The organism is Arthrobacter sp. CG_A4, from assembly GCF_035985125.1.
Lineage (GTDB): Bacteria > Actinomycetota > Actinomycetes > Actinomycetales > Micrococcaceae > Arthrobacter.
Map to the genome: position 1 here is coordinate 1 of NZ_JAXCID010000050.1, position 25,600 is coordinate 25,600.

At 67.1% G+C, this 25,600-nt stretch carries 22 protein-coding genes and 3 tRNA genes; 8 read left to right on the forward strand and 17 right to left on the reverse strand.

What is annotated here, in order from left to right; genetic code table 11:
• Nucleotides 1–95 precede the first annotated feature (95 nt).
• A complete protein-coding gene (tsf, locus tag RCH07_RS16790; protein WP_326968628.1) occupies nt 96–932 on the reverse strand; it encodes a translation elongation factor Ts in 837 nt (278 codons plus the stop codon).
• A gap of 184 nt (nt 933–1,116) precedes the next feature.
• Nucleotides 1,117–2,100 (reverse strand): 30S ribosomal protein S2, encoded by a 984-nt coding sequence (rpsB, locus tag RCH07_RS16795; protein ID WP_326968629.1) that lies wholly within the window; start codon nt 2,098–2,100, stop codon nt 1,117–1,119.
• Between the two features lie 432 nt (nt 2,101–2,532).
• Here rpsB and RCH07_RS16800 point away from each other — a divergent pair, with 432 nt between their 5' ends.
• The gene (locus tag RCH07_RS16800) at nt 2,533–3,282 is read left to right on the forward strand and encodes a M23 family metallopeptidase (protein WP_326968630.1); all 750 of its coding nucleotides are present in this window, start codon (nt 2,533–2,535) and stop codon (nt 3,280–3,282) included.
• On the opposite strand, the gene RCH07_RS16805 is transcribed toward RCH07_RS16800, so the two are convergent.
• The 6 genes from RCH07_RS16805 to RCH07_RS16830 form a co-directional block, all read right to left on the reverse strand.
• Nucleotides 3,279–4,469 carry an acyl-CoA dehydrogenase family protein gene (locus RCH07_RS16805; RefSeq protein WP_326968631.1) on the reverse strand — a complete coding sequence of 397 codons (1,191 nt, stop codon included), beginning with the start codon at nt 4,467–4,469 and terminating at the stop codon, nt 3,279–3,281. The genes RCH07_RS16800 and RCH07_RS16805 overlap by 4 nt on opposite strands.
• A gap of 230 nt (nt 4,470–4,699) precedes the next feature.
• A tRNA-Ile gene (locus tag RCH07_RS16810) sits at nt 4,700–4,773 on the reverse strand.
• Between the two features lie 148 nt (nt 4,774–4,921).
• A complete protein-coding gene (locus RCH07_RS16815; protein ID WP_326968632.1) occupies nt 4,922–6,118 on the reverse strand; it encodes a glycosyltransferase in 1,197 nt (398 codons plus the stop codon).
• 121 nt (nt 6,119–6,239) lie between these two features.
• The gene (locus tag RCH07_RS16820) at nt 6,240–7,145 is read right to left on the reverse strand and encodes a DMT family transporter (protein WP_326968633.1); all 906 of its coding nucleotides are present in this window, start codon (nt 7,143–7,145) and stop codon (nt 6,240–6,242) included.
• Nucleotides 7,145–7,792, reverse strand: coding sequence for a CDP-alcohol phosphatidyltransferase family protein (locus RCH07_RS16825; RefSeq protein ID WP_326968634.1), 648 nt, complete (start codon nt 7,790–7,792; stop codon nt 7,145–7,147). The genes RCH07_RS16820 and RCH07_RS16825 overlap by 1 nt, the downstream gene beginning before the upstream one ends.
• 55 nt (nt 7,793–7,847) lie before the next feature.
• A complete protein-coding gene (locus tag RCH07_RS16830; protein WP_326968635.1) occupies nt 7,848–8,774 on the reverse strand; it encodes a phage holin family protein in 927 nt (308 codons plus the stop codon).
• Between the two features lie 186 nt (nt 8,775–8,960).
• On the opposite strand from RCH07_RS16830, the gene RCH07_RS16835 reads away from it, so the two are divergent.
• Both RCH07_RS16835 and RCH07_RS16840 read left to right on the forward strand, forming a co-directional pair.
• Nucleotides 8,961–10,184, forward strand: coding sequence for a multidrug effflux MFS transporter (locus tag RCH07_RS16835; protein WP_326968636.1), 1,224 nt, complete (start codon nt 8,961–8,963; stop codon nt 10,182–10,184).
• A 253-nt stretch (nt 10,185–10,437) separates the two neighbouring features.
• A complete protein-coding gene (locus RCH07_RS16840) occupies nt 10,438–10,845 on the forward strand; it encodes a hypothetical protein (RefSeq protein ID WP_326968637.1) in 408 nt (135 codons plus the stop codon).
• An 81-nt stretch (nt 10,846–10,926) separates the two neighbouring features.
• Here the strand turns inward: RCH07_RS16840 and RCH07_RS16845 are convergent.
• The 6 genes from RCH07_RS16845 to RCH07_RS16870 all read right to left on the reverse strand — a co-directional run bounded on the left by RCH07_RS16845 (nt 10,927) and on the right by RCH07_RS16870 (nt 17,323).
• A tRNA-Asn gene (locus tag RCH07_RS16845) sits at nt 10,927–10,999 on the reverse strand.
• A gap of 136 nt (nt 11,000–11,135) precedes the next feature.
• Nucleotides 11,136–11,208: transfer RNA gene (locus tag RCH07_RS16850), tRNA-Asn, on the reverse strand.
• A 120-nt stretch (nt 11,209–11,328) separates the two neighbouring features.
• Nucleotides 11,329–13,281 (reverse strand): DNA primase, encoded by a 1,953-nt coding sequence (gene dnaG, locus RCH07_RS16855; protein WP_326968638.1) that lies wholly within the window; start codon nt 13,279–13,281, stop codon nt 11,329–11,331.
• Nucleotides 13,282–13,333: 52 nt separating this feature from the next.
• The gene (locus tag RCH07_RS16860) at nt 13,334–14,623 is read right to left on the reverse strand and encodes a deoxyguanosinetriphosphate triphosphohydrolase (protein ID WP_326968639.1); all 1,290 of its coding nucleotides are present in this window, start codon (nt 14,621–14,623) and stop codon (nt 13,334–13,336) included.
• Complete coding sequence (dusB, locus tag RCH07_RS16865; RefSeq protein ID WP_326968640.1) at nt 14,616–15,794, reverse strand: tRNA dihydrouridine synthase DusB; 1,179 nt, start codon at nt 15,792–15,794, stop codon at nt 14,616–14,618. The genes RCH07_RS16860 and dusB overlap by 8 nt, the downstream gene beginning before the upstream one ends.
• Nucleotides 15,795–15,859: 65 nt before the next feature.
• Complete coding sequence (locus RCH07_RS16870; RefSeq protein WP_326968641.1) at nt 15,860–17,323, reverse strand: YibE/F family protein; 1,464 nt, start codon at nt 17,321–17,323, stop codon at nt 15,860–15,862.
• Nucleotides 17,324–17,569: 246 nt separating this feature from the next.
• On the opposite strand from RCH07_RS16870, the gene RCH07_RS16875 reads away from it, so the two are divergent.
• From RCH07_RS16875 to RCH07_RS16890, 4 genes are all read left to right on the forward strand, one after another.
• Entirely contained in the window at nt 17,570–18,322 is a 753-nt protein-coding gene (locus RCH07_RS16875; RefSeq protein WP_326968642.1) for an alpha/beta hydrolase, read from the forward strand.
• A complete protein-coding gene (locus RCH07_RS16880; protein WP_326968643.1) occupies nt 18,322–19,212 on the forward strand; it encodes a DUF1295 domain-containing protein in 891 nt (296 codons plus the stop codon). Before RCH07_RS16875 ends, RCH07_RS16880 begins: the two co-directional genes overlap by 1 nt.
• Nucleotides 19,212–20,057 carry a lysophospholipid acyltransferase family protein gene (locus RCH07_RS16885; RefSeq protein ID WP_326968644.1) on the forward strand — a complete coding sequence of 282 codons (846 nt, stop codon included), beginning with the start codon at nt 19,212–19,214 and terminating at the stop codon, nt 20,055–20,057. The genes RCH07_RS16880 and RCH07_RS16885 overlap by 1 nt, the downstream gene beginning before the upstream one ends.
• 72 nt (nt 20,058–20,129) lie before the next feature.
• Nucleotides 20,130–21,575: a short-chain fatty acid transporter gene (locus tag RCH07_RS16890; protein ID WP_326968645.1), complete on the forward strand. Its 1,446-nt coding sequence runs from the start codon at nt 20,130–20,132 to the stop codon at nt 21,573–21,575.
• Between the two features lie 81 nt (nt 21,576–21,656).
• On the opposite strand, the gene RCH07_RS16895 is transcribed toward RCH07_RS16890, so the two are convergent.
• The 3 genes from RCH07_RS16895 to RCH07_RS16905 all read right to left on the reverse strand — a co-directional run bounded on the left by RCH07_RS16895 (nt 21,657) and on the right by RCH07_RS16905 (nt 25,251).
• Nucleotides 21,657–22,664, reverse strand: a complete 1,008-nt coding sequence (locus RCH07_RS16895; RefSeq protein WP_326968646.1) for a GNAT family N-acetyltransferase — start codon at nt 22,662–22,664, stop codon at nt 21,657–21,659.
• Nucleotides 22,665–22,666: 2 nt separating this feature from the next.
• A complete protein-coding gene (locus RCH07_RS16900; protein ID WP_326968647.1) occupies nt 22,667–24,052 on the reverse strand; it encodes a glycine--tRNA ligase in 1,386 nt (461 codons plus the stop codon).
• Between the two features lie 230 nt (nt 24,053–24,282).
• On the reverse strand, nt 24,283–25,251 hold the full coding sequence (locus tag RCH07_RS16905) for a DMT family transporter (RefSeq protein ID WP_326968648.1): 969 nt from the start codon (nt 25,249–25,251) through the stop codon (nt 24,283–24,285).
• A 32-nt stretch (nt 25,252–25,283) separates the two neighbouring features.
• Here RCH07_RS16905 and RCH07_RS16910 point away from each other — a divergent pair, with 32 nt between their 5' ends.
• On the forward strand, nt 25,284–25,520 hold the full coding sequence (locus tag RCH07_RS16910) for an RNA-binding S4 domain-containing protein (RefSeq protein ID WP_326968649.1): 237 nt from the start codon (nt 25,284–25,286) through the stop codon (nt 25,518–25,520).
• Nucleotides 25,521–25,600: the final 80 nt, after the last annotated feature.

A 25,600-nucleotide genomic window follows, 5' to 3' on the forward strand; every position in this document is an offset into this window, starting at 1 on the left:
CCAACCACAGAAAGTAGCCAGACAACCCAGACCCAAAGACAGGAAGATCCCCGGAAACCCGGGGATCTTCCTGTCTTAACCTGCGTAACTTCAGACTAGGAACCGACGCGGAAACGCGCGAAGGCGGTGCCCTTGACGCCAGCCTCTTCGAGGACCTGGGCAACAGACTTCTTGGCATCCTTGGCGAAGGACTGGTCCAGGAGGACCTCGCCTTTGTAGAAGCCCGTAACGCGGCCTTCCACGATCTTGGTCATCGCAGCCTCGGGCTTGCCTTCAGCTTTGGCGGTTTCCTCGGCGATGCGACGCTCGGACTCGACGAGCGCGGCCGGAACATCCTCGCGGGAGAGGTAGTTCGGGGACATCGCGGCGATGTGGACGGCGACGTCGTGGGCTGCAGTTGTAGCTGCTTCGCCGTCGCCGTCCACTGCGAACAGGACGCCGACCTGGGCCGGGAGGTCCTTGGAGGTCTTGTGCAGGTAAGCGTCGACGGTTGCACCCTCGACGCGGGAGATGCGGCGGACAACAACCTTCTCGCCCAGAACAGCGCCCTCTTCGATGACAACCTCGGACAGCGGCTTGCCGACGACTTCGGTGGCCAGCAGGGTTTCGAGGTCGGCAGCGCCGGACTCGACTGCAACGGCGAGGACCTTGTCGGCGAGCTGGATGAACTTGTCCGCCTTGGCGACGAAGTCGGTCTCGCAGTTAACTTCGATCATCACGCCAACGCCGCCGTCGATCCTAGCAGCAACCAGGCCTTCCGCGGTGGAGCGGCCTTCGCGCTTGGTAGCGCCCTTCAGGCCCTTGATGCGGATGATTTCGATGGCCTTCTCGGCGTCACCGTTGGCTTCGTCAAGAGCTTTCTTGACATCCATCATGCCGGCGCCCGTGCGCTCGCGCAGAGCCTTGATATCAGCAGCAGTGTAGTTCGCCATGTGAACCCCTCTGTCTAGAAATTATATGTGGTGTACGGACCGACAGGACGGCCGCCCACCCGGTGAGCGACCATCCTGTCGGCACCCCCTGCGCCGCGGACGGCGGGTGGGGAGATCCAGATTTACTTGTCAGCTTTGCCAGTCGGCTTCACTTGTCAGCCGAGCTGGCGGATTGCCCTACTGGCTACTTGGTTTCGCCGGCGGCGTCGTCGGTTGCCTCGGCAACTGCCGGGGCTTCCTCTGCGGCGGCGGGTGCCTCTTCAGAAGCGGGAGCTTCGGCGGCCGGAGCAGCCTGGGCAGCCGGAGCTTCTTCAGCGGCGGGTGCTTCTTCAGCGGCGGGTGCTTCGGCAACCGGAGCAGCCTCGGCAGCCGGGGTGGCCTCAGCGGCAGCCGCTTCGGTCTTGCTGCCCTCGAGGAGTTCGCGCTCCCACTCGGCAAGCGGCTCTTCCGGAGCTTCCGTGGTGCCCGTGGCGCGCTGGTTGCGTGCGATGAGGCCCTCGGCAACGGCGTCAGCAACAACCCGGGTCAGCAGGTTGACGGAGCGGATGGCGTCGTCGTTACCCGGGATCGGGAAGTCGACTTCGTCCGGATCGCAGTTGGTATCCAGGATGGCAACAACCGGGATGTTCAGCTTCTTGGCTTCGTCGACGGCAAGGTGTTCCTTCTTGGTATCAACGATCCACAGTGCGGAAGGCGCCTTGGTCAGGTTCCGGATACCACCGAGGTTGGTTTCCAGCTTGGTGAGTTCGCGGCGAAGAAGCAGCAGCTCCTTCTTCGTGTACGCGGAACCGGCGACGTCGTCGAAGTCGATCTCTTCCAGTTCCTTCATGCGCTGGATGCGCTTGGAGACGGTCTGGAAGTTGGTCAGCATACCGCCGAGCCAACGCTGGTTGACGTAGGGCTGGCCAACGCGGGTGGCCTGCTCGGCGATGGATTCCTGCGCCTGCTTCTTGGTGCCGACAAAGAGAACGGTGCCGCCGTGTGAAACGGTGGCCTTCACGAACTCGTAGGCACGGTCGATGTAGGACAGCGACTGCTGCAGGTCAATGATGTAGATGCCGTTGCGCTCCGTGAAGATGAATCGCTTCATCTTGGGGTTCCAACGGCGGGTCTGGTGTCCAAAGTGGACGCCGCTGTCAAGCAGCTGGCGCATAGTTACGACGGGCATGCCGGCGCTCCTTCCGGCAGGTCATTCATGAGAGAGCCCGTGGGCTGTCTTACCCTGCCAATAGTTGACGGTTTGTTAGCACCACCCAGGCGGGCGGTGCTCCTGGCATCCACTGCGCTTTTTATCCGGACCACAGGGCCGGACCGCAAAAAGCACAGTCCTCCGCACGCTGAAGTGTTGAGGCTTCAGACGAGGAGGGCAGGATACGCGTAGTCAGCCGCTGCTCCCCCGCACCCCTGAATGAGGCGTGCCGGCCTGGACAATCGAGATTGAACGAGCGTGAGGGCACAGCAAACTGCTCCAGCAAGTGTACTACAGGGGCACCGCCGGATCGGACGTATTCACCGTGGAGGCAGAGTACTGTCCGGGCACCTATCCACATAGCGCGGGAGGGTGCTTCTATATGCTCGGAGACCCGCGCAGGCTGGGTCCATGAAGACTGGATTCACCCGGGCGATCCTCGCGGCCATGCTCCTGGCACTTTCCCCTGTGGCGGCGGCCGCCGCTCCCACGTCGGCGGCCGCCGCTCCCACGTCGCCGGCGGTGCTGCCGGCAGCGCCTGCTGCCTGGGGCTGGCCGCTAAGCCCCAGGCCGGCGGTGCTGCGGGCTTTTGATCCGCCCGCCAAGCCGTGGCTGAGCGGTCACCGCGGTGTTGACCTCCGGGCAGCGCACGACGGCGCCCCCGTCGCCTCGCCGGCGTCCGGCACCGTGAGCTTTGTCGGCGTCGTGGTGGACCGGCCCGTCGTCACCGTGGATCACGGCAACGGGCTGCGAAGCAGTTTCGAACCCGTGGAGAGCGGCCTCCCGGCGGGGGCCGCCGTGGCGGCGGGCGACATCCTGGGGCGGGTACGGCCCGGCCACTGCGGGCCGGATCCCTGCGTCCACTGGGGCGTGCGGCGCGGAGCGGAGTATCTGAATCCGCTGGCTTTCGTGATGGACCTCAGGCCCTCGGTGCTGCTGCCGGTGCTGCCGGACCTGCGGGTACTGCGGGACCTGCGGGTTCTGCGGGTTCTGCGGGTTCTGCGGATGGTGCCGGTGCTGCGGGACCTCGAGGGTTCCGGAACTCGAGCGGGAAAACGTCCGCAAGCTGCGGCCAGAGAAGGACCGCCCGGCCAGGAAATGACCATGGCCGGGCGGCCTCTACTGGCTTACTGCCGGGTTGCCATGTTGGGGAGCCGTTAGACGATCGCGGAGATGCCGGTGATGGCGCGGCCGGTGACTAGGGTGTTGATCTCGTGGGTGCCCTCGTAGGAGTAGATGGCTTCGGCGTCGGCGAAGACCTTTGCCATCTCGTAGTCCGTCACGATCCCGTTGCCGCCGAGGATGCTGCGGCCCAATGCCACGCTTTCGCGCATGCGGGCGGTGGTGAAGGCCTTGGCCAGGGCGGACTGCTCATCCTTGGCCTGACCCTGGTCCTCCAGCTGGGACAGCCGGACCATCATGCCCAGGGAGCTGACGGCGTTGCCGAGGATCTGCACCAGCTGGTGCTGGATCAGCTGGAAGGAGGCGATCGGGCGCCCGAACTGGCTGCGCTCCACGGCGTAGCGGCGCGCGACGTCGAACGCCGCGAGCTGCTGGCCGACGGCCTGCCAGGCGACGGAGAGGCGCGTGACCTTAAGGACCTTGTTCGTGTCCCGGAAGCTGTTGGCATTGACCAGTTTGAAAAAGTCCGGCACCACGACGTTATCCAGGACAATGTCGGCGTTCTGCACCGCGCGCAGCGAGATCTTGTTCTCGATCTTGGTGGCACTGTAGCCCTCGGTTTTGGTGTCCACGAGGAAACCCTTGACCTGGTTGTCGGCGAGGTCGCGGGCGTAGATGACAACCCAGTCGGAGAAGGTGGCGTTGCCGATCCAGCGCTTGGCTCCGTTGAGGATCCAGCTCCCGCCTTCACGGCGCGCCGTGGTGCGGGTGCCGCCGGCGACGTCGGAACCGCCGAGGGGTTCGGTGAGGCCGAAGGCACCGATCTTCTTCAGCGAGTAGATGTCCGGGAGCCAGGCCTCCTGCTGCTCTTGCGAGGCAAGTGCCTCGATGGAGCCAGTGAAGAGTCCGTCATGGACGCCCACGAAGGTAGCGATCGAGGTGTCCGCGCGGGTTAGTTCGGCGTGGAGGATGCCGGCGAAGAGGTTGGAGTGGCCCTGCCGCTTGACCGGGCTGACCAGGTCGATCTCGGCCAGCTTCGGGATCAGTTCCATCGGGAACTCACCGCGGTTCCAGCAGTCGACGGCGATTGGCTTGACCTCGCGGGCCAGAAACTCCCGGACCTCCGCCAGCCGGTCCTGTTCCTTGCCGCTGAGCAGCTGCTCGAACGCGAAGAAGTCGCCGTCGGCGTACGGGAGGTTATTGATGTCGATCTCAGCCTTGGACATGACATTCCTTCACTCGATATCAGCAGCGACCATCCGGGTGCGGGCATCGCGCCGGGTATGTTACTCATGAGTAACATACCGCAGCCGCCAGCCTCCCCGCAAGTGACGGAGCTAACACCGGCGGGAGATTCAGGCCGCAGCTCTTTGGAAACAGGAGAAGCCGTGGCCGGTGTCGAAACACCGGCCACGGCTTCTCTTGCCGCGGACCCTGGCAGGATTCCGCAGAAAAGTAGGGCTACTCGGACTTGAACCGAGGACCTTAGGATTATGAGTCCCGCGCTCTAACCAGCTGAGCTATAGCCCCATGGACCCGGAACCCGCACCCGCCCTGCCGGGGCCGGACTGCTTCCGGGGAAAACACTCTAGCAATAGTAGTCGTCCTGGGCCGGACCGGCCGAACAGTGCCGGCCTCCGCCGCAGGACGGCCCGGAGCAGCTTAACATCCCGGTCCGTCAGACCACCATGTCGTCGTAGCTGGCGCCGCGGTAGAGCTCCTCAAAGGCCTGGAGGGTGCGTTCGATGCTGTGATTCTCCACCACGCCCCGGCTCGCCTTGCCCATCGCCGCCAGTTCATCCGCCGGAAGCATCAGCACGCGGACCATCTTGGCCGACAGGTCGTCGCTGTCGTTAGGAGTGAAGAGGTAACCGTTCTCGCCGTCGTGCACCAGGTGCGGAAGGGCCATGGCGTCCGCGAGCAGCACCGGGGTGGAGGCGGACATCGCCTCCAGCGTCACCAGCGACTGCAGTTCGGCCGTGCCTGGCATGCAGAACAGGTCCGCCGCGAGGTACGCCGAGCGAAGCTCCGCGTCGCTGACCAGACCCAGGAACTTGACCCGGTCCTGCAGGCCGAGCCTGGCGACCTGGGCCTCGAGGGCCGGGCGCACCTCGCCGCCGCCGACTATTTCCAGATGGACGTCAAGGTCCCGGGGCGTCTTGGCGACGGCGTCGATCAGGACATCGATATGCTTTTCCTCCGCGAGCCGGCCCACGAACAATACGGTGGGGCTCGGGTGGCGCTCCAGCTCCTCGCCGGGCTGGAGCTCATAGGCCGCAGCGTCGATACCGTTGGAGAGCGGGAGGACCTTCCGGAGGAAGGCGTGCTGGTGCATTGCACTGGCCGCCAGCGGCGTCGGGGTGGTGACGACGTCGGCCTGGCCCATGACCTTGCCCATGTCCTTCCAGGAAATGCGGCCCACGATGTCCTTGAACCACTGCGGGAAGGGCAGGAAAGGGTTCAGGTTCTCGGGCATAAAGTGGTTGGTTGCCACGATCCGGATGCCGCGCTTCACGGCCTCGTAGAGCACGTGCTCGCCGATCATGTAGTGGCTCTGGATGTGCACCACGTCGGGCTGGATCCGGTCGAACAACAGGCTGATTTCCTTCTTGATCTCCCAAGGGAAGGTGATTCGGAAGTAGTCGTGGGTGGGCACTGAGTGCGAGCGGATCCGATGGACTGTAGCTTCGTCACCGAACTCGCTGTAGCTCTTGCCCGTGTCCGGGCGGCAGGCCAGGACGTGCACATTGTGTCCGCGCGCGGTCGTGCCCCTGGCGAGGCGGTAACCGAACATGGCGGCGCCGTTGACGTGGGGCGGGTACGTGTCCGCGGCAATCAGGATGGTCAGCGGGTGCTGGTTATCGGGCATGGTCACGTGGAAAGCTCCTGGTGTTCATGGTGCGGGCAGCAGGGACATTGGTGGCCCGCCGGCCTTCGGTGCCGGCATGCCCTGGTCTGGCCGTGGCCCGGCCTGCTGCTGAAGTCCGGTGGCTGCCCTAGGACACCCGGCCCGAGTCCTTCCGCGCGTCCTTTTTGCGCTTGGTGACCTCGGGATGATGCCTGGACAGGGCGATCACTCCCACGATAGCAAGCGAAGCGGCCGTTCCCATCGCAATCGCCATCACGGCGTGCACGTCGGGCCGCAACTCGCCGAGGATCGTGATCCCGATCGCGATGCCGACCATCGGGTCGATAACAGTCAGTCCGGCGATAACGAGGTCCGGCGGGCCGCCGGAATATGCGCTCTGGACGAACCAGGAGCCGAGGCCGCCCGCGGCCACGATCGCGACGACGGAGTACCACGGGACATTCAGCAGTCCCAGGCCATTCGGGTCCAGCAGGTGCTTGCCGATGATGCGCGTCAGCACGGCGACGAACCCGAACAGGACACCTGCGCCAAGGATATAGATGAAGGCACTCATGCGGTGCTTGAACATCAGGGCCAACGTCGCAAAAAGGCCGACCGCCAGCGCCAGCAGCAGCACGATGGTCAGCTCGTCGGAGGAGCTCACGCGATGGTTCTCCTGGGTCACGTTCACGGCCAGCAGAACGAACAGCGCGGACCCCGTGACGCAGGCGGAAATTGCCACCACCGTGGCGCGGTTGATGCTCAGCCCCTGGTCCTTGGCGTTCACGATCGTGGTGATGACGAGCGCGATCGCCCCGATCGGCTGGACCACTGTGAGGGGGGCCATGACTAGGGCGACGGCATTCAACGCCATGCCTGCGGTGAGCAGCAGCAGCCCGAAGACCCAGCGGGGGCTCCGGAGCAGGCGAAGCAGCCCGTGGCCGCTCAGGGCCAGTCCGCCAGTGTCCGCCTTAACCGCACTTCCCTGGCGCTGGGCGCCGATGGCCAGGCAAAAGGCGCCAAGAACTGCCAGCAGGACAGCGAGCCAAACCATCAGCGGGAGCCGCCGTCGTCGGCGTTGTTCCTAAGTTCCTTGCCCTTGCCCTTGCCCTTGCCCTTGCGGATGATGGCCCGGAAGTAGTTGTAGCCGGCGATCCAGTGCCCCGCCAGGCCGATGCCCAGGAAGATCCAGGCAGCCACGAAGTACACCTCGGTGGCCGGGATTGGCAGTCTGGCGAGCACCAGCAGCGGGGTGCCGACCAGCAGCAGGGCTGTCCTGATCTTGCCGATCCTGCTTACGGGCAGGTCGGGGTGGCCGTGGAAGTAGTACAGCGAAAGTGTCAGCAGAATGGCGTCGGGGACGAGGAGCGCGGCCAGGTACCACCATTCGACGACGCCGGCGATTACCAGCGTCACGGCGACCGCGATCAACGACATCCGGTCGGCGATGGGGTCCATGACCCGGCCGAGGTTGGACATCTGGTCGAAGCGGCGGGCAACGTAGCCGTCCACCCAATCGGTGCTGCCCATGATCGCCAGTACGAGGGCGGCGTAGCCGTATTCCTGTGCCCCGAGAACGAGCCAGATAAACAGTGGAACGCCGAGGAACCGCACAACAGTGAGGAGATTGGGGATGGTAAAAACCGTATCGTGGTGGATCGAAGGCTGCCCGGGCTGGGCACCAGCGCCGATGAACTTCATCGGTTCCCCCTTTCCATGGCTGTCAACGGTGTCGCTTCGGCGTTCAGTGGTCTTCCTAGCCCTTGACGAGCCTGCGCAGCAGGAACACCAGGGCGGCCGTCGAGGCGGTCAGCGCGGCCAGCGGCTTCCAACGCCGCCCGAGCTGTCCGGCGACGCTGGAGGACCGCGGGGCGCCCTCGGTGCCGCTGGCCGGCGTCGTCCGTTTCGTCGTCGACGGCGTCGTCGGTTTCCGGGACAATGACCGGAATGCGGTGATCTTGGCGCTGAGCTGATCCTTGCTGTCCGCCAGCTTCGCCTGGGTGGCGGCAAGCAGCGCCTGCGCCTGGGTCTTGACATCGAGTTCCCCGGTGAGGTCATCCCGGACCCCCGCGAGGTGGCTGCGGCGCTGGTCCAGCCGGCGTCGCAGTTCAGCTTCGCCGGGCGGCGGGCCGAAGTCCGGCTCGGCGGCAGCCTTGGCTTCCTTCTCGGCCTTCGCCTTGGCCGCAGCCTCGGCTTTGGCTGCCTTGGCTGCCTTGTATTTCTCGGAGTTGGGATCCAGAACTGAGGGGTCGAAGGCGGAACCCTCCTTCGCGATACCGAGGTCGTACTTAAGGCCGCGGATGGTTTCCTGGGGAACCAGCGGCATGGCCTTCTTAAACTTTCCGACGCCCAGCAGCCCGGCGATCAGGGCGATCAGCAGAAAAACGCCGCAGACCAGCAGCGCCGCCAGCCAGGCCGGCATGATCGTGGCGAGGCCCATGATCGCAGCGACGATAAGCCCGACAACCAGGAAGGAAACGAAGACCACCGCGACGGCGAGAAAAGCTGCGGCGACGCCGACCTGGATGCCCTTGCGCTTAAGCTCGATCTTGGCGAAGGCGATCTCGTCATTGAGCTGCCGGGGAGCGAGTTTGAAGATCAGTTTCAAGGTTCCGGGCAGCGCCGAAATGCGGACTCTACCGCTTTTCCCGCCGCTTGTCCCGCCGCTGTGACGTCCGCTCATCGGTCCCGCCTATCTGGTTACATCTGTGAATCCGCTTCCGCGGGCTTGACGGGTGTGCGCCGCTTCACGCACACCCCGGTGTCAAAACTACCATTCAGGCTCCCGGCCGGGCGCGGCGGCGGGGTGTGGCGCGTCCCCCGCCGCCGGCCGGGGCGCGGCTGCGGGGTGGCCCTAGGATTGAACTCCGTGAGTACACACAGCAATCCCGGCGATTCGCTAAGCCGACGTCGCAAACTCCTCTACATTTTGATGCTGGGTGCCCTGACCGCTTTGGGACCATTCACTGTTGACCTCTACCTGCCCGCATTCCCGGCCCTGGAAGAGAGCCTCGGGGTCTCGGCGGTCGCCGTGCAGCTCACGCTGACCGGAACGACGGTGGGCTTCGCCCTGGGGCAGCTCGTGGTGGGCCCGCTGAGCGACAAATTCGGCCGGCGGATACCGCTGATCCTGGCCACGGCCGTGCACATCACCGCGTCCCTGGGCGCGGCACTGTCCACGGACATCACCACGCTGGGCCTGTTCCGGGTCCTCATGGGCATCGGCGCCGCGGGCGGCAGCGTGGTGGCCATGGCGATGGTCCGGGACCTTTTCAGCGGCTACGCCATGGTGCGGATGTTCTCCCGGATGGCCCTGGTGAACGGCCTCGCGCCGATCCTCGCCCCCGTGATCGGTTCGCAGCTGCTGCTGTTCATGCCGTGGCCTGGCATCTTCTTCTTCCTGGCCGGCTACGGGTCCTGCGTCATCATCGCTGCCGTGTTCGTGGTCCGCGAAACTTTGCCCAGGGAGCTCCGCGGGAAGACTGGGATGACCGCCCGCCAGCGCTACGGGGTTCTGTTCGCGGACCGGATCTTCGTGGGCCTGCTGCTGGTGGGTGGGATGAACTTCGCCGGGCTGTTCAGTTATCTGTCCGCCTCGCCGTTTCTCTTCCAGGGTGTCTACGGCTTCAGCCCCCAGCAGTACGGCCTGCTCTTCGGCGTCAACTCGCTGGGAATCGTCGCCGGTGTCCAGACCAGCTCCCGGCTTATCCGCCGGGTTCCGCCGCAGTGGATCCTGGCCTGCTCGACAGCCTGGATGTTCCTCATGGCCGTGCTGATCGTGATCTTCGACCAGCTGGGCTTCGGCCTGTGGGGCGTGATGGTGCCGCTCTGGTTCTACATCCTCGGCGCCGGCTTCACTTTTCCCTGTGTCCAGGTGCTGGCGCTGGCCAAGCACGGCGCGCAGGCCGGCACCGCGGCCTCCCTGCTCGGAGCGGCCACGTTTATGCTGGCGGGCCTGGTCTCGCCCATCGTGGGCTGGCTCGGTGTCAGCTCGGCCTCCCCGATGGGCTCAGTCCAGGCCGTCTGCATTTTCCTCGGCGCAGCCGCCCTCTGGCTCGTTGTGAGGCCGCGCACGGTGCCGGCAATCGGCTAGGACGCTGCCCGCCCGCTCCGCCACCCACTCCCGGCGGGACATGCCCATCTGTGGCGCCCGCGAGTGGGCATATTCACATTATGTCCATCCGCCCACCCCAGCGCGGGACATGCCCAACGGCGGCGGGCGGCGGGCGGGCAGGGTCTGGTGCCCTGGCCTCGCGCCCTGGCTTCGCGCCCTGTCTTCATGCCCTGGCTTCGCGCCCTGTCTTCGGGCCCTGTTCCCGGTCCGCCGCGGGCGATAAAGTTGTAGTGTGCCCGATTGGCAGGATCCTCCGCCCCTACCGGCCACGTGGCAGCGGTGCGACGCCGGGATTTTGCCTCTGTGGTGGGATCGCCTGTGCAGCCAGACCAGCTCCCAGTCGGCGGCCCTCTTCGCCGGCGGGCTGTTCACGGAGGACCGGCGGCGCCCGATCGCCCAGTGGTACAACCCGGCCTACGACTCCGCCCTGCTGGTTGCCCCGGAGACCTCCCCGGAATGGCCCGTGCAGCGATTCGGGATCTTCTACGCCCCGCCCGGCGGGGGCTTCACCCAGGTCCATTCGGCGCCGCATGAGTGGCATCCCCGCGTACCGAGGCAGTCCCCCACTGAGCATGAGGCCTTCGAGTCCGCCGTGGCCGAGGCGGAGCGGTTCCTGCAGGTGGAGATGTACTTCGTTTGAGGCACCCCGGCACGGCCCCACCATTCCCAGGCACAAAAAAGGTCCCGCAGCCGGTTGTTCGTCGGCCGCGGGACCTGTCCGCTCCTCCTGCTGGACTTGAACCAGCAACCCTTCGATTAACAGTCGAATGCTCTGCCAATTGAGCTAAGGAGGAATGAAGCAGGTACGACATTAGCAAAGGATCTGCCGCTTTGGAAATCGGCAGCACTCCCGGCCCGCAGGAAATAGAAAATACCCCCTCCGGGTATAGAAAAGTCCCCGTCCCGGTAACCCGGAACGGGGACTGCGCGCTCCTCCTGCTGGACTTGAACCAGCAACCCTTCGATTAACAGTCGAATGCTCTGCCAATTGAGCTAAGGAGGAATGAAGCGGATCTAAGCCTAGCAAACACCCTGCCGGGAAGTGAAATTGCCCCCGGACGGGACAACGCAGGCGGGACAACACGGACGGGACAACGCAGGCGGGACAACCCAAGCCGGGCGGTCAGGCGTCCGAACGAAGCAACCGCCGCTGCATCTCGAGCTGCATGAGCTCGCGGTTGAGCCGCTGGAATTCCTCCGGATCCGACGAGGCATCAAGGCGCTGCAGCTGGCCCATCTTCTCTGCCTTGACCCGGGTGATCTGCAGCTCGAACAGGCGCGCCAGGATGTCCTTGCAGTACCGCAGCACCCCGTCCGCGGTACTGGCCGGCAACGGGACAACGGAAAGCTCGGACACGAGCGGCCGCAGCGGCTCGGGAACCTCCTGCAGCAACGCCTCCACCCAGCGCACCGGATCCCCGGTGAAGGCCAGTCCGGTGGCCCGAATGGCCTCGTGGATGGCAAGGTAGGCGGGCGTCGAGAAGCGTGCCTCGGAAAAGCGCTGCCAGGTCTCGCCTTCCAGCATCGCGGGCTCCTGCAAGGCCACCTCAAGCGCCTGCCGCTCCATGGAGGCCACCGGGTCGCGCGGATCCGGCCGGTTGAAGGACGGCAGAACCGCCGACGGCGGCAGTGGCGCCACACCCGGCGCCGACCGGGCCAGAGCTCCCCCGCCAGCCCCCGGAGCGTAGCCGGAACCCTGCCCTTGTCCCCCATGCCCGGGTGCGGAGCCCCCGGACGGCGGCTGGGGGGCACGCTTGGCCGCAGCGCCCACCGCACGGCTGACGTCCTCCACCGGCATGCCCAGCCAGCCGGCCAGTTCGCGGGCGTAGGCGGGGCGGATGCCGACGTCGCGGATCTGGGCTACCACCGGGGCGGATTCGCGCAGCGCGGCGATCCTGCCCTCGACGGTGTCCAGGTTGTGCCGCTTCAGGGCGGCGCGGATGGCGAACTCAAACAACGGGCGGCGGGTGTCGATCAACTCACGGACGGCCGCGTCACCCCTGGACTGGCGCAGCTCGCAGGGGTCGGCGCCGTTGGGCTCGACGGCCACATAGGTCTGCGCCACGAAGCGCTGGTCCTCTTCGAAGGCGCGCAGCGCAGCCTTCTGGCCGGCGGCGTCGCCGTCGAAGGTGAAGATGACCTCGCCTCCGCTGCCGTCGTCGGAAAGAAGTCGGCGGGCAATCTTGATGTGATCGGTGCCGAACGCGGTTCCGCAGGTGGCCACCGCCGTCGTGATCCCGGCCAGGTGGCAGGCCATGACATCGGTGTAACCCTCCACGACGACGAGCTGGCGTTCCCTGGCGATGTTGCGCTTGGCAAGGTCGATCCCGTAGAGGACCTGAGACTTCTTGTAAAGCGCGGTTTCGGGGGTGTTGAGGTACTTGGGGCCTTGGTCGTCCTCATAGAGTTTGCGGGCGCCGAAGCCGATGGTGTCCCCTGCGATATCCCGGATCGGCCAGATCAGCCGGCCCCGGAAACGGTCGTAAATCCCCCGTCCGCCTTCAGAAAACATCCCCGTGAGCTTGAGCTCGGGGTCGGTATAGCCGCGTCCCCGGAGGTGCTTGAGCAGCGAGTCCCAGCCCTGCGGGGCATAGCCGACACCAAACTGCTCGGCCGCGGTGCGGTCGAAGCCGCGCTCGTGCAGGAAGTTGCGGCCCTCGGTGGCACCGGGGGTCAGGAGCTGGGCGCGGAAGAATTCGTCGGCGACCTTGTGCGCGTCGAGCAGGCGCTGCCGGCGGCCGATATCCTCGCGGTTGGGGCCGGAGCCGCCATCCTCGTAGCGGAGCTCGAAGCCGATCCGGGCGGCCAGTTTCTCCACGGCTTCCTGGAACGAGGTGTGGTCCAGTTTCTGCACGAAAGAGATGACGTCGCCGTCCTCGCCGCAGCCGAAGCAGTGGTATCTGCCCACCTGGGGACGGACGGTGAACGAGGGCGAACGCTCGTCATGGAATGGGCACAGGCCTTTGAAGGAGCCCAGCCCCGCGCCCTTGAGCGTCACGTAGCCGTCGACGACTTCCTTGATGTCCGTGCGCTGGCGTACTTCGTCGATATCTTCGCGTTTGATCAGGCCGGCCACAGTGCCATCCTAGTACCCGGGTGCGACGCCGACGGGTCGGTTATGGTGCCAGTCACCACAGCGACGGCAGACTGCCAACGAGCCGCTCATGCATTGCCAGTGCGGAGCCGTCGGTCAGCGAAGCGACCTGGTCGATCACAACACGCAGCCGCGCGCCGTCGTCCTGCGCGTCGCGCCAGTCGGCGGCGAACATCGGCTCCAGGTTCCGGTCGCCGGTGGCGCTCAGCGCGGTAACTAGGGCATGGAGGACTTCGCGCTGGCGTTCGTAGATGGGCTGCCGGTGCTCGGTGGTCATCACGAACGTGGTGGCAAGGCCTTTCATCACGGCGATTTCCATCACGGTCTCCTCCGGGACGATCAGCTCGGCGCTATAGCGCGTGAGGTTCTCCGGACCGTAGACGGCGCGGGTGGTTTCCAGCGCGCGCTGGCAGAACCGGCCGATGAACTGGCTGGTCATATCCTTGAGCGCAGCCATGGACTTGCGGCTGCCGTCGGCCTCGCGGACCCAGACGCTCGTGGCTTCGAGCCGGGCCAACGCCGCGTCGATCGCGGCGGGATCGTTATGCGGCAGATACCACTGCCTGGCGTAGCCCACGACCCGGGCCCGGTGGTCCGGGTTGTCCATCCAGCGCAGCTGGAAGTGTCCCGCCACAATCGCGTCCTCGACGTCGTGCACGGAGTAGGAGATGTCGTCGGCAAGGTCCATGACCTGGGCCTCGAGGCAGGAGCGCCGCTCGGGTGCCTCCTCGCGGATCCAGTCGAAGATGGGAAGGTCGTCCTCGTAGGCGCCGAACTTACTGGTCCGCTGGCCGTGGATGATGGGGGCGTTCTCCGCCGACCACGGGTACTTGGCGGCTGCGTCGAGACTGGCGCGGGTCAGGTTCAGCCCGGCGGGGCGGCCGTCCGGGGTGAGGACCTTGGGCTCCAGCCTGGTCAGCAGGCGCAGGGTCTGGGCATTGCCCTCGAAGCCGCCGATGGCGTGTGCGACCTCGTTCAGGGCCGACTCGCCGTTGTGCCCGAAGGGCGGGTGGCCGAGATCGTGACTCAGGCAGGCCGTGTCCACGACGTCGGGGTCGCACCCTAGGGCGCGGCCCAGTTCCCGGCCCACCTGTGCCACCTCGAGGCTGTGGGTCAGGCGGGTGCGGACAAAGTCATCGGTGTCCGGTGCCACAACCTGCGTCTTGGCGCCGAGCCGCCGAAGCGCAGAGGAATGCAGCACCCGGGCGCGGTCGCGTTCGAAGTCCGAGCGGTAGGTGGTCTTGGGCGGTTCCTCCACCCAGCGGGCGAAGTCGCGGGCGTCGTAGCCGTCCAGGACGGGGGCGGTTGTCCTGGTTTCAGCCACCGGACACGTCCAGTTCCGCGAAGGAGATGTCCCGCGACTGTGCGGCGTCCATAGTGCGGTCCAGCAGCCAGTCCTTGGGAAGGGCGGGCTTCTTGGGCGATCCTGCGCGGCCGCGCGGGCCTTCGGCGTCGACTCCGGGGTACGGCGAATCAAGGTCCAGCTGGTCCAGCGTCCCGCGGAGCACCTCGAGGCTGGTTACCATCGCCAGCTTGGTCCGCAGTTCGCTGCCAACCACATAGCCCTTGAAGTACCAGGCCATGTGCTTGCGGATTTCGCGGAGCGCCTTGCTCTCGTCGCCGAAGGTTTCCACCATGAGTTCGGCGTGGCGGTAGACGCTTTCGGCCACCTGGCGCAGGTCCGGCTTGTGGCGTTTGTTGCTGCCTTCGAAGGCGGCCATCAGGTCGCCGAACAGCCACGGCCGTCCCTGGCAGCCGCGGCCCACGACGACGCCGTCGACGCCGGTTTCGCGGACCATGCGGATCGCGTCCTCGGCGGACCAGATGTCGCCGTTGCCGAGCACCGGAATGTCGGGAAGCGCCTCGCGCAGCCGGGCAATCGCGGACCAGTCGGCCTGGCCGGAGTAGAACTGCGCGGCGGTGCGGCCGTGGAGCGCGACGGCGGCCACGCCGGAATCGCGGGCGATCCGGCCTGCATCGAGGTAGGTCAGGTGGTCCTCGTCGATGCCCTTGCGCATCTTAATGGTGAGCGGGACGTTGCCCCTGGCGGCTTCTTTCACCGCCGTCTGGACGATCGAGGTGAAGAGGTCGATCTTCCACGGCAAGGCCGAGCCGCCGCCGCGCCGGGTCACCTTGGGCACGGGGCAGCCGAAGTTGAGATCTATGTGGTCCGCGCGGTCTTCCTCGACCAGCATGCGGACGGCCTGGCCGACGGTCACGGGGTCCACGCCGTAGAGCTGGACGGAGCGGACTTTCTCGTCGTCGTCGTGTGAAATGATGCGCAGCGATTCCGGCGTGCGCTCCACAAGGGCGCGCGAGGTGACCATTTCGGCGACGTAGAGGCCACCGCCGTATTCACGGCATAGCCGGCGGAAGGCGGAGTTGGTGATGCCAGCCATGGGAGCCAGAATCACGGGGGTGTCCACCGTGATGGGGCCGAGCTTCAGGGGCGGGAGTTCCAGCGTCGGGGCGGGAGGCGTTGCTACAACAGTCACCCCTCCATTGTCTCAAAGCCGGGCAAATCGGCCTGCTCCGGGCAGCGCTATGTGGATAACGGGCGTCATCTGCGGACGGCGCTCCGGCGGCCGCGGCCGCCGGCTGGCCCCGCATCGTCACCGCCGGCACGGCCCGCGCGGGCGCCGCCGTCGTACGCGCGGTCACCGGCGCCGCCGTCGTACGCGGTGGACGCGGTGGACGCGGCAAGTTGCCCGCCGCCGGGCGCAACGTCACCGGCGTTCTTGAGCCCGGCGCCCCTGAGTCCGGTGGCCTTCACCACGAGCACCGCGATCAGTGTGGTGACCGGAATCGCCAGGACCAGCCCAACAGAACCGACAAGGGTGCGGATGACTTCCTCGGAAAGCTCGGCGCTCGTGAGGGCGTCGCCGATTGGCCGCTCGTAGAGCATCACGATGATCAGGATGGGCAGCGCCGCCCCGGCGTAGGCGAAGGCGATGGTGTAGACGGTGGAGGCGATGTGGTCCCGGCCGATCCTCATGGCTGAGGTGAACAGCTGGCGCGCGGACGTTTCCGGGGCGAGTTCCCACAGCTCCCAGACGGCCGAGGACTGCGTGATGGTGACGTCGTTCAGGACGCCCAGGCCGGAAATGATCAGCCCGCACAGGATGATGCCGGAGATGGAGATGTTGTCCGAGATGTTGGCGAGGGTGGCGGAATCGTGGCTACCGACGCCGGCAAGGTTAGCGGCGTCGGTAGCCCAGGCCGCCAGCAGCGCGGTGATGCCGAGGCCGAACATCGTGCCGAGCAGCGCCGTCGAGGTCCGGGCGGAGAAGCCGTGGGCGAAGTAGAGCACCCCGATCATGATCACCGTGGACCCCACGAGCGCCAGCAGCAGCGGCGGCTTGCCCTCCACCAGCCCCGGCAACATAAAGGTGACCAGCACGGCGTAGGCCCCGAGGAGCCCAATCAGGGCGCGCAGCCCGCGCCAGCGCGCCACCGCGATCACGACGACGGCGTACAGCACTGCCAGGAAGATGATCGGCAGGGTCCGGACAAAGTCCACGAACACATAGGCGGGGGAGCCCTGGGCCTCCGAGGCGCCCGGCGCTTTGGACAGGTTGAGGTAGCGGATGAGGTCGCCCACCTTGACCCCGTGGGATTTGGCGACGTCGGGGTTGATGACCACCTTGACGGGATTGCCGCCCTTGTCCGGCTCGGTGAAGGCGAAAGTGCACTCGGAGCCCTGCGGCGCGGCCTGGCCGGCCGCGTCGCCGGCCGCGTCGCCGCCAGCGCCGCCGGTCCGGGCGCCCTCCATGCAGCTGCCGGTGACGACGCGTTGGATCTTTCCGGTATCGAAGGTGACGCCGGGCGCCGCCGCGTAGGGGCTCGCCAGCTTGATGCTTTCCTTGCTGCCCGAGGGCCACATCATTGCCATCGCCGCGAGCGTCAGCAGGGTCAGCGGGATCAGGATGGCAGCCAGGATCCAGTTGGCCCTGGCCCGTGCGGCGAGCGCCTGGGCCGTCGGAGCCGCGTGGTCCGTGGGGGCATGGGAATGTCCGGCACCCATCAGCAGTTCAACCTCATGCCGGAAACCTTACGGCGTTTCCGGCGCCGCTCCGGACGGATGACGCCGCAGCTGCCGGGGACACCCGGTCCATCCGCCCGCGGGCCCTGCGCCCGGGTTGCGATCCAATCCCCCGGTGGCCCGGCTCCGAATATGCTGTGGGAATGACCTGAGGAACTGCGCGCCGGGAACGCCGCCGGGCGACTTATGGTTGTTATTTGAGGGACGAACTAACTGGAGGACACCGGCGTGGCCACACAAATACTGGACGACCGCGATCAGGAGCCAACAGCTCCGGCCGCCAAGGCCGTGCTGAGCATTGCCGAGGCTGCCGGGGAACCCCGGGGCGTCGCCCTGGTGCTGCACGGCGGACGATCGGAAAGCTACGAGTCTGTCAGCCCCCGGCACCTGAGCCCGGCCCGGATGCTGCCGTTCGCCTCGGCGCTCCGCTCGCGGGGCGGACCGCACGGGCTGGCCGTCTGGACCCTCCGGAACCGCTACCGGGGCTGGAACGGGAAGGACATGTCCCCCGTTCAGGACGCCCGCTGGGCCCTTTCCCACATCCGCCGCGTGCACCCGGGAGTGCCCGTCTATCTGTTGGGCCACTCGATGGGTGGGCTGACCGCGCTCTGCGTCGCCGATGATCCGCAGGTGGAAGCCGTGGTGGCACTGGCCCCGTGGCTGAACCATGCGACGCCGGTTGAGCCCGTTGCGGGCCGCAGGATCCTGATCGTTCACGGCACCGACGACCGCTGGACCAGCCCCGCCAACTCGCTCGCCTACGCCCGCCGGGCAGACGGCGTCGCGGAATCCGTGGACTATGTGTCCCTCAAGGGCGCCGGGCACTTTATGGTCCGCCGGGTGGGTCTCTGGAACTCCCTCGCCAACGGCTTCATCCTGGATGCCTTCGCCGGCCGCGCGGGTAGGGGACTGCCGGACAGCACGGACGCCTTCCGCACCCTCCTCCCCGCCCCCGGCGGCCGTCTCCCGGTGGTGCTCTGATGCCCGGATCCGCGCTCAGTGTCTTCCCGTTGGAGGCTTTCCTCGCCAGCCTCCCCTGGGTGGCCGCAGGCCTCCTGGCGCTGCTGGCGCTGACCTTCGCCATCGCCGTCCGGCAGAGCCGACATTCGGTCATCGACACCGTCTGGGGCCTCGGCTTCGTCGTCGTCGCCGCCATCTCGTGGCTGCTCTCCGCCGGCCACGGCGACGGCGGCCGCCGCCTTCTGCTCCTGGCGCTCGTGGCGGTCTGGGGCATCCGGCTGGCCGTCCATATCGGCCTCCGCGCCCGCGGCGGCCACGAGGATCCCCGGTATGTGGACATGCTCTCCTCAGCCCCCGGCTCCCGCAACGTCTACGCGCTGCGCCGCGTGTACCTCCCCCAATCTGTGGTGCTGTTTTTCGTCTCGCTCACCGTACAGGTGGGCATGTTCGGCACGGGAAGCCTCGGCTGGCTGGCGCTGGCGGGCGTCCTGCTCTGGATCGTGGGCTTCGCCTTCGAAACCGTGGGCGACTGGCAGTTGGCGAAGTTCAAGGACGATCCGTCCAAGCGCGGTACGGTTCTGAACACCGGCCTGTGGCGCTACACCCGGCACCCGAACTACTTCGGTGACGCGGCCGTCTGGGCCGGGCTCTTCCTCGTCGCCGCCGACTCCTGGCCCGGTGTGCTGACCATCCTCTCCCCCGCGCTGATGATCTGGACGCTGGCCGGCAAGACCGGCAAGCCGCTGACCGAGAAGGCAATGTCCGCCCGTCCCGGCTACAAGGAATACGTCGAGTCCACCTCCGGCTTCCTGCCGTGGCCGCCCCGCAAACCCGGCGAACCCGACAATTCCGGCAATTCCGGCAATTCCGGTAAGTCCCGGCCCAGCGGGCCCCGGACCAGCGGGCACTGATGGCCTGGCGGCCCAAGCCCAACGACCGCTTCTACCGTGTCATCGTCCGCACCGGCCTGGCGCTGCGGTGGCTGTTCCGGATCCGTATCATCGTCACGGGGCGGGAGCACCTCCCGGCGCCGGAGTCGGCCGCCGGTTCCACCGGGCGCACCTCCCGGCGGGTCACCCCGGGCCGGGGCGCCGTCGTCGCGATCACCCACTTCGGGTACCTCGACTTCGCTTTCGCCGAGCTGCTGCTGTGGTGGACCAGCGAGGCCCAGCTGCGCTTCCTGATCACCCAGGGAGCGGCCGACCACTGGTTCGCGGGCCCCGCCATTAGCGCCGCCGGGCACGTCGTCGTCGGATACGACACCGGCTCCCACGCCTACGACGCCGCCGTGCGGAAACTCCGCGACGGCGAGTACGTCGCCGTCCTGCCCGAGGCCGGCGTCAGCCGGAGCTTCAAGGTGCGCGGGTGCAAAACCGGCGCCGTTCGGATGGCCGCCGAGGCCGGCGTGCCGATCATCCCCGTCTCGGTCTGGGGGTCCCATCGCCTGATGACGCGCCAACAGTTGACCCGCCGCGGCGGCTTCTCCCCCCGCCTGGCGTGGCGCGCGCCGGTCCGGGTCCATGTCGGCGAGCCGCTGACCGTGGCCCCCTCGGACGACGTGCGGGCAGCCACCGCCCGGCTGCGCGGGGTCCTGCAGGCCGGGATCGACGCCGGCATCGCGGACTTCCCGCTGACAGCGGCCCCCGGCGCCTGGTGGATGCCGGCGGACCGCGGCGGCGGAGCTCCCAGCGAGCACGAACGGCGGCGGCTCGATGAAGCCGAGGGCCCGCGGCGCGCAGGCGGCCGCCGCCGATAGGCCGGATTCCCGCCGCTGGCCCACTAAACTCCATGGGGTAGAAAATCACACTCAATGGAGAGGTAGTCCTCTGTGGCAAACACAGCCCTGACGACCAGCGGAATCGAAGAACGCGGTCTCGCCCGGATAGCCCAACGGATGGCGGCGTGGACGGAGAAGTGGTTCCCGGATGCGTACATTTTCGCCCTGGCCGGCGTCGTCATCATCGCCGGGGCCGCCCTGGCGATCGGCGCCTCGCCCCAGTCGGTGGCTGATTCGTTCGGCAACGGCTTCTGGGACCTGACCGCCTTTACCCTGCAGATGGCCATGGTGGTCCTCACCGGCTATGTTGTGGCGACGTCCCCGCCCGTGGCCAGGCTCATCAACCGCCTCGCCCTGATCCCGGCCACCGCCCGCACCGCGGTGAGCTTCGTGGCGCTGATGTCGATGTCCGTGTCCTTCCTCAACTGGGGCCTCAGCCTCATCTTCGGCGGCCTGCTGGCGCGTGCCATCGCCCGCCGCAAGGATCTGACCGTGGACTACCGGGCGCTCGGCGCGGCCGCGTTCATGGGCCTCGGCGCCGTCTGGGCGCTGGGGCTCTCCTCCTCCGCCGCCCAGCTGCAGGCCACCGCGGCATCGCTGCCGCCGGCCCTGCTGAAGATCACCGGCATCCTGGACTTCGGCACCACCATCTTCACCTGGCAGTCGCTGCTCACCCTGGTCATCCTGATGGCCCTCACCACCGTGATCGCGCACTTCTCGGCGCCGCAGGGCGGCGCGATCCGCACCGCCGAGGTTCTCGGCGTCGACCTCGATGACGAACCGAGCGAGCCGGAGCCGCGCTCCCGCCCGGGCGAATGGCTCGAATACAGCATGATCCTGCCCATCCTGGCCGGTATCCTGACGCTCGGCTGGCTCGCCTCGCAGTTCCTCACCAAGCCGTTCCTGTCGGTGGTCAGCAGCCTCAACGGCTATCTGCTGGTCTTCCTGATCCTGGGCCTGGTGCTGCACGGCACGCCGCGGAATTTCCTGCAGGCCGTCACCAAGGCCGTCCCGGCCACGGCCGGCATCCTGGTCCAGTTCCCGCTGTACGCCGCGATGGCCGCGATCCTCACCAGGGCCACCGGCAACGGCGGGATGACCATCTCCGCGCACCTGGCCGAATTCTTCACGGACATCGGCAGCGGCGGCGGGTTCGCCGTCGTCATTGCGCTGTACACAGCGCTGCTGGGCCTGCTGGTTCCCTCGGGCGGCGGCAAATGGCTCGTGGAGGCGCCCTACGTGATGCAGTCCGCCACCGATGTGCAGATGAACCTCGGCTGGACCGTGCAGATCTACAACATCGCCGAGGCCCTGCCGAACCTGATCAACCCGTTCTTTATGCTGCCGCTGCTCGCGGTGCTGAAGTTGCGGGCCCGGGACCTGGTGGGCTTCACCTTCCTGCAGTTTGTCTTCCACCTGCCGGTGGTGCTGTTGCTGGTCTGGCTGCTGGGGATGACCTTCGACTTCGTCCCGCCGGTGATGCCGCCAGGTAAATAGCCACAAACGCAACCTGACCCGCAGCTGTGGCCGATATGACGCTCCATAACGGCCACAGATGCGGGTCAGTTGGGTTAAGTCCTAGGCCGGGTCGGAAACGACCAGGGTCTCGGTACCCTGTTCGCGGGCGTTGCCGCTGTCCAGCAGGGGCTCGACGACGGCACACAGCGCCGTCATCGAATCGTCCAGTTCCAGCAGCACGGGGTGCTGGAACGCGATGAGCGCCAGCAGGTCACGGACGGCGGCCTGGGCCTGCTCCGGGAGAAGCTGCGGCTCGTGGCCCACGAAAACGTCGGTGGGCTGGCCGGATGTGGCACCCTCGCCGCCCTCGATGTGCTCCCCGCCGGGGACTAGCGCCGCGTAGCTGACCGCGAAGGCCTCAAGCCGGCCCTTTTTGCTGGCCGGCACGCCCGGGCCGAAGGCACTGGCCTTCGGTGCGCGGAGCACAATCGCTCCGTGTGCGCCGCTGAGCTCGGCCAGGAACAGCCGCTGCACGGTGGCGATGCTGAGGTCCCCGGGGCTGTCCCAGCCGTGCACCGCCGTGTAGTAGCGGCCCACGACGTCGCTCAGCTCCACGGAACCGGTGGCAAGGTCTTCGATCTGTTCGGCGGCGGCGGCTTCGGAGCCGTCACCGAAGACCGCCAGCTTGAGCGCTCCGGGGTCGACGACGACGAGCCGGGACCGCTGGATCGCGGCCAGGCCCGCCGCCGCGGCGAAGGCCGCGCCCGGGGTGCCCGGTTCCACCTTGGTCCGGAACCTGGTGACGCCCGACGGCGACTGTGCGGCCTCGTGCCGGAGCATGGTCAGCAGGGTGGACCCGACGCCGGTGCGGCGGTGGTGCCGGTCCACCTCGATGTAGGCCCAGAGCCGTTCCGGGTGCAGGGACGCCTCGTGGACCACGCCCGCCGCGACCGGGACGGCCACGCCGTCGACGACGTCCTCAGCCACGATGCAGCGGCGCCACGGCGCGTTGCCGGAGGGTGCCAGGGTGCCGCGGAACTGCCCGGCCTGGACCGTTTCCGGGCCGCCCCACATTTCCAGCAGGGCAAGGTCGTCGCCGTCGCGCCATTCACGGTATTCGATCGCCATCTTCAGGCGCCGATCAGGCGGGCGGCCAGGTAGCCCTGCACCTTGTCCAGGGAGACGCGTTCCTGGCTCATGGTGTCGCGTTCGCGGATGGTGACGGCCTGATCCTCCAGCGTCTCGAAGTCCACGGTGATGCAGAACGGGGTGCCGATCTCGTCCTGGCGGCGGTAACGGCGGCCGATGGCGCCGGCGTCGTCGAACTCGATGTTCCAGCTCCTGCGCAGCTGCGCGGCGAGATCCTTGGCCTTCGGCGAGAGGTCCTCGTTGCGGCTCAGCGGCAGCACGGCCGCCTTGACCGGGGCCAGGCGCGGATCGAGCTTGAGCACGGTGCGGATGTCGACGCCGCCTTTGGCGTTGGGTGCCTCGTCCTCGGTGTACGCATCGATCATAAACGCCATGAAGGAGCGGGTCAGGCCGGCGGCGGGTTCGATCACATACGGGGTGTAGCGCTCGTTGGTGGCCTGGTTGAAGTAGCTCAGGTCCGCCCCGGAGGCCTTGGCATGGGTGGAGAGGTCGAAGTCGGTGCGGTTGGCCACGCCCTCGAGCTCCCCCCACTCGGAGCCCTGGAAACCGAAGCGGTATTCGATGTCCGTGGTGCCCTTGGAGTAGTGGCTCAGCTTTTCCAGCGGGTGCTCGAAGAAGCGCAGGTTGTCTTCCTTGATGCCGAGGCCCGTGTACCAGGACATCCGTTCCTTCATCCAGTACTGGTGCCACTGCTCATCCGTGCCGGGCTCGACGAAGAATTCCATTTCCATCTGCTCAAACTCGCGGGTGCGGAAGATGAAGTTGCCCGGCGTGATCTCGTTGCGGAAGGACTTGCCGATCTGGCCGATGCCGAACGGAGGCTTCTTGCGGGAGGTGGTCAGGACGTTGCTGAAGTTGACGAAGATGCCCTGGGCGGTTTCGGGGCGCAGGTAGTGCAGGCCCTCTTCGCTGGCCACCGGGCCCAGGTAGGTCTTGAGCAGCCCGGAGAATTCCTGCGGTTCGGTCCACTGGCCGCGGGTGCCGCAGTTGGCGCAGGCGATGTCCTTGAGGCCGTTCTCGGCCGGGCGGCCTTTCTTTTCCTCAAACTCTTCCAGGAGGTGGTCCGCGCGGTAGCGCTTGTGGCAGGAGAGGCACTCCACCAGGGGGTCGGAGAAGACATCCACGTGGCCGGACGCCTCCCAGACCTGGCGGGGCAGGATGACGGAGGAGTCGAGGCCGACGACGTCGTCACGGCCGCGCACCACGGACTGCCACCACTGGCGCTTGATGTTTTCCTTGAGCTCCGCGCCTAGGGGCCCGTAGTCCCAGGCGGAGCGGGAGCCACCATAGATTTCACCGGCCTGGAATACGAAACCCCTGCGCTTGGCGAGGGAAATGATCTGGTCGAGGACGGATTTTGCTGCCATGGGAACTCCACTTTCTACAGGGCCGCTGGGTGCGGTCCGCGGTCTCAGCCCCGGAACCCCCGGCTGGTTGCCGGACGGGGCACTAAAAACGCAAAACAAACAAAGCTGTGGGTGCAAATTGCGGGGGCTAACTGCCGCTGTTGCTCAGTGTCGCTGCGGCCAAATGCCGCGGTGCAGCTGCGCCTCCTAGCCTACCGGGCTGCCGCCCCGCCGGGGCTACCACTTCAGGGCTACCGCTTCAGGGCGCCTTTGGGCCAGGGCAAGGTGGCCAGGACGATCGCCGCCAGGGTCAGGATGGTGCCGAGTACCGTAGGCAGGGCCACGACGGTCCCCGGTGCCGGGAAGGCGACGTCCAGGCCGAGTGAGCCCAGCAGCTGGCCGGAAATCATTCCGAGCCCCGTCACCAGCACGCCCAGGCTGCGCACCAGCAGGGCGCCCACCCCGATGAAAACGCAGCCCATTGGCCCGCCGAGGTAGTACCACCACTCCCCCGGGAGCGGATTTCCGGTGCCGGCCACCCCGAGCTTGATCAGCCAGGCGGTCCAGAGCAGGACGGTGCCGGACACGAAGTTCACCAGCGTGGCCGTGATGGGGGTGCCGTAGTGGACCGTCGCGGTCCCGTTCATGGCCTGCTGGAAGCTCATCAGGAACCCGGCCAGCACGGGCAGCAACACCGGAACGAGTAACTGCAGCGCCCCGGATTCGGCCCCGGAAAGGCGCGGCGAGACGGCCCAGGCGACGGCGGCGACGGTCAGGACGCTGCCGAGCACCCGGATGCCGGTGATGGCCTTCTTGCCGGCGGGGCCGATCCCCATCCGGTCCACCAGCAGCCCGCTGAGTGTCTGACCGGTCACAGCCGCCACGGTGAACAGGGCTACGCCCAGCAGGCCCACGGTGAACGACTGGGTGAAAACGAAGAAGGCCCCGATGCAGCCGGCCAGGACGTAATACGGCGGGAAGTCGCGGTTCCGGACGGCGGGCAGGATCCGCGCCAGCCCGGCCCGGCCCCTGGCTAACGCCAGCGAAATGGCGATCATGAGCACCAGTCCGGTGCTGAAACTGACCACTGCGGCGGCGATTCCGTCCGCGAGCGCCGCGCCCAGCGCGCCGTTGATCCTGCCCTGGACCGGCATCAGCAGCCCTGCGGCCACGGCCAGTGGCAGGCCGGCGATGAGGGGCATCCGGGGTGTGTGGGTCATGGCTGTCACTTTACGTCAGGCATTATTGCATTATGAGCAACCCGGAAATTGAAGAGATCCCCATCCGCGACGACATGATCCGGCTGGGGCAGCTGCTGAAACTCGCCAGCCTGGTGGAGGACGGAGTGGAGGCGGCGGAGCTGGTCAAGGGCGGCCTGGTCAAGGTCAACGGCGAGATCGACGACCGCCGCGGCCGCCAACTCCACCACGGCGACACCGTCACGGTCAACGGCAGGACCGTGAGGATCAGCACCCCGGCCGGCAGCTAGTGTTCCGTGTTAATGGTTTGTTTGCGTTTCATCTTGCCCAGTAGATACTCCGCGGACTTGGTCCAGGTGAACGGTTTGGC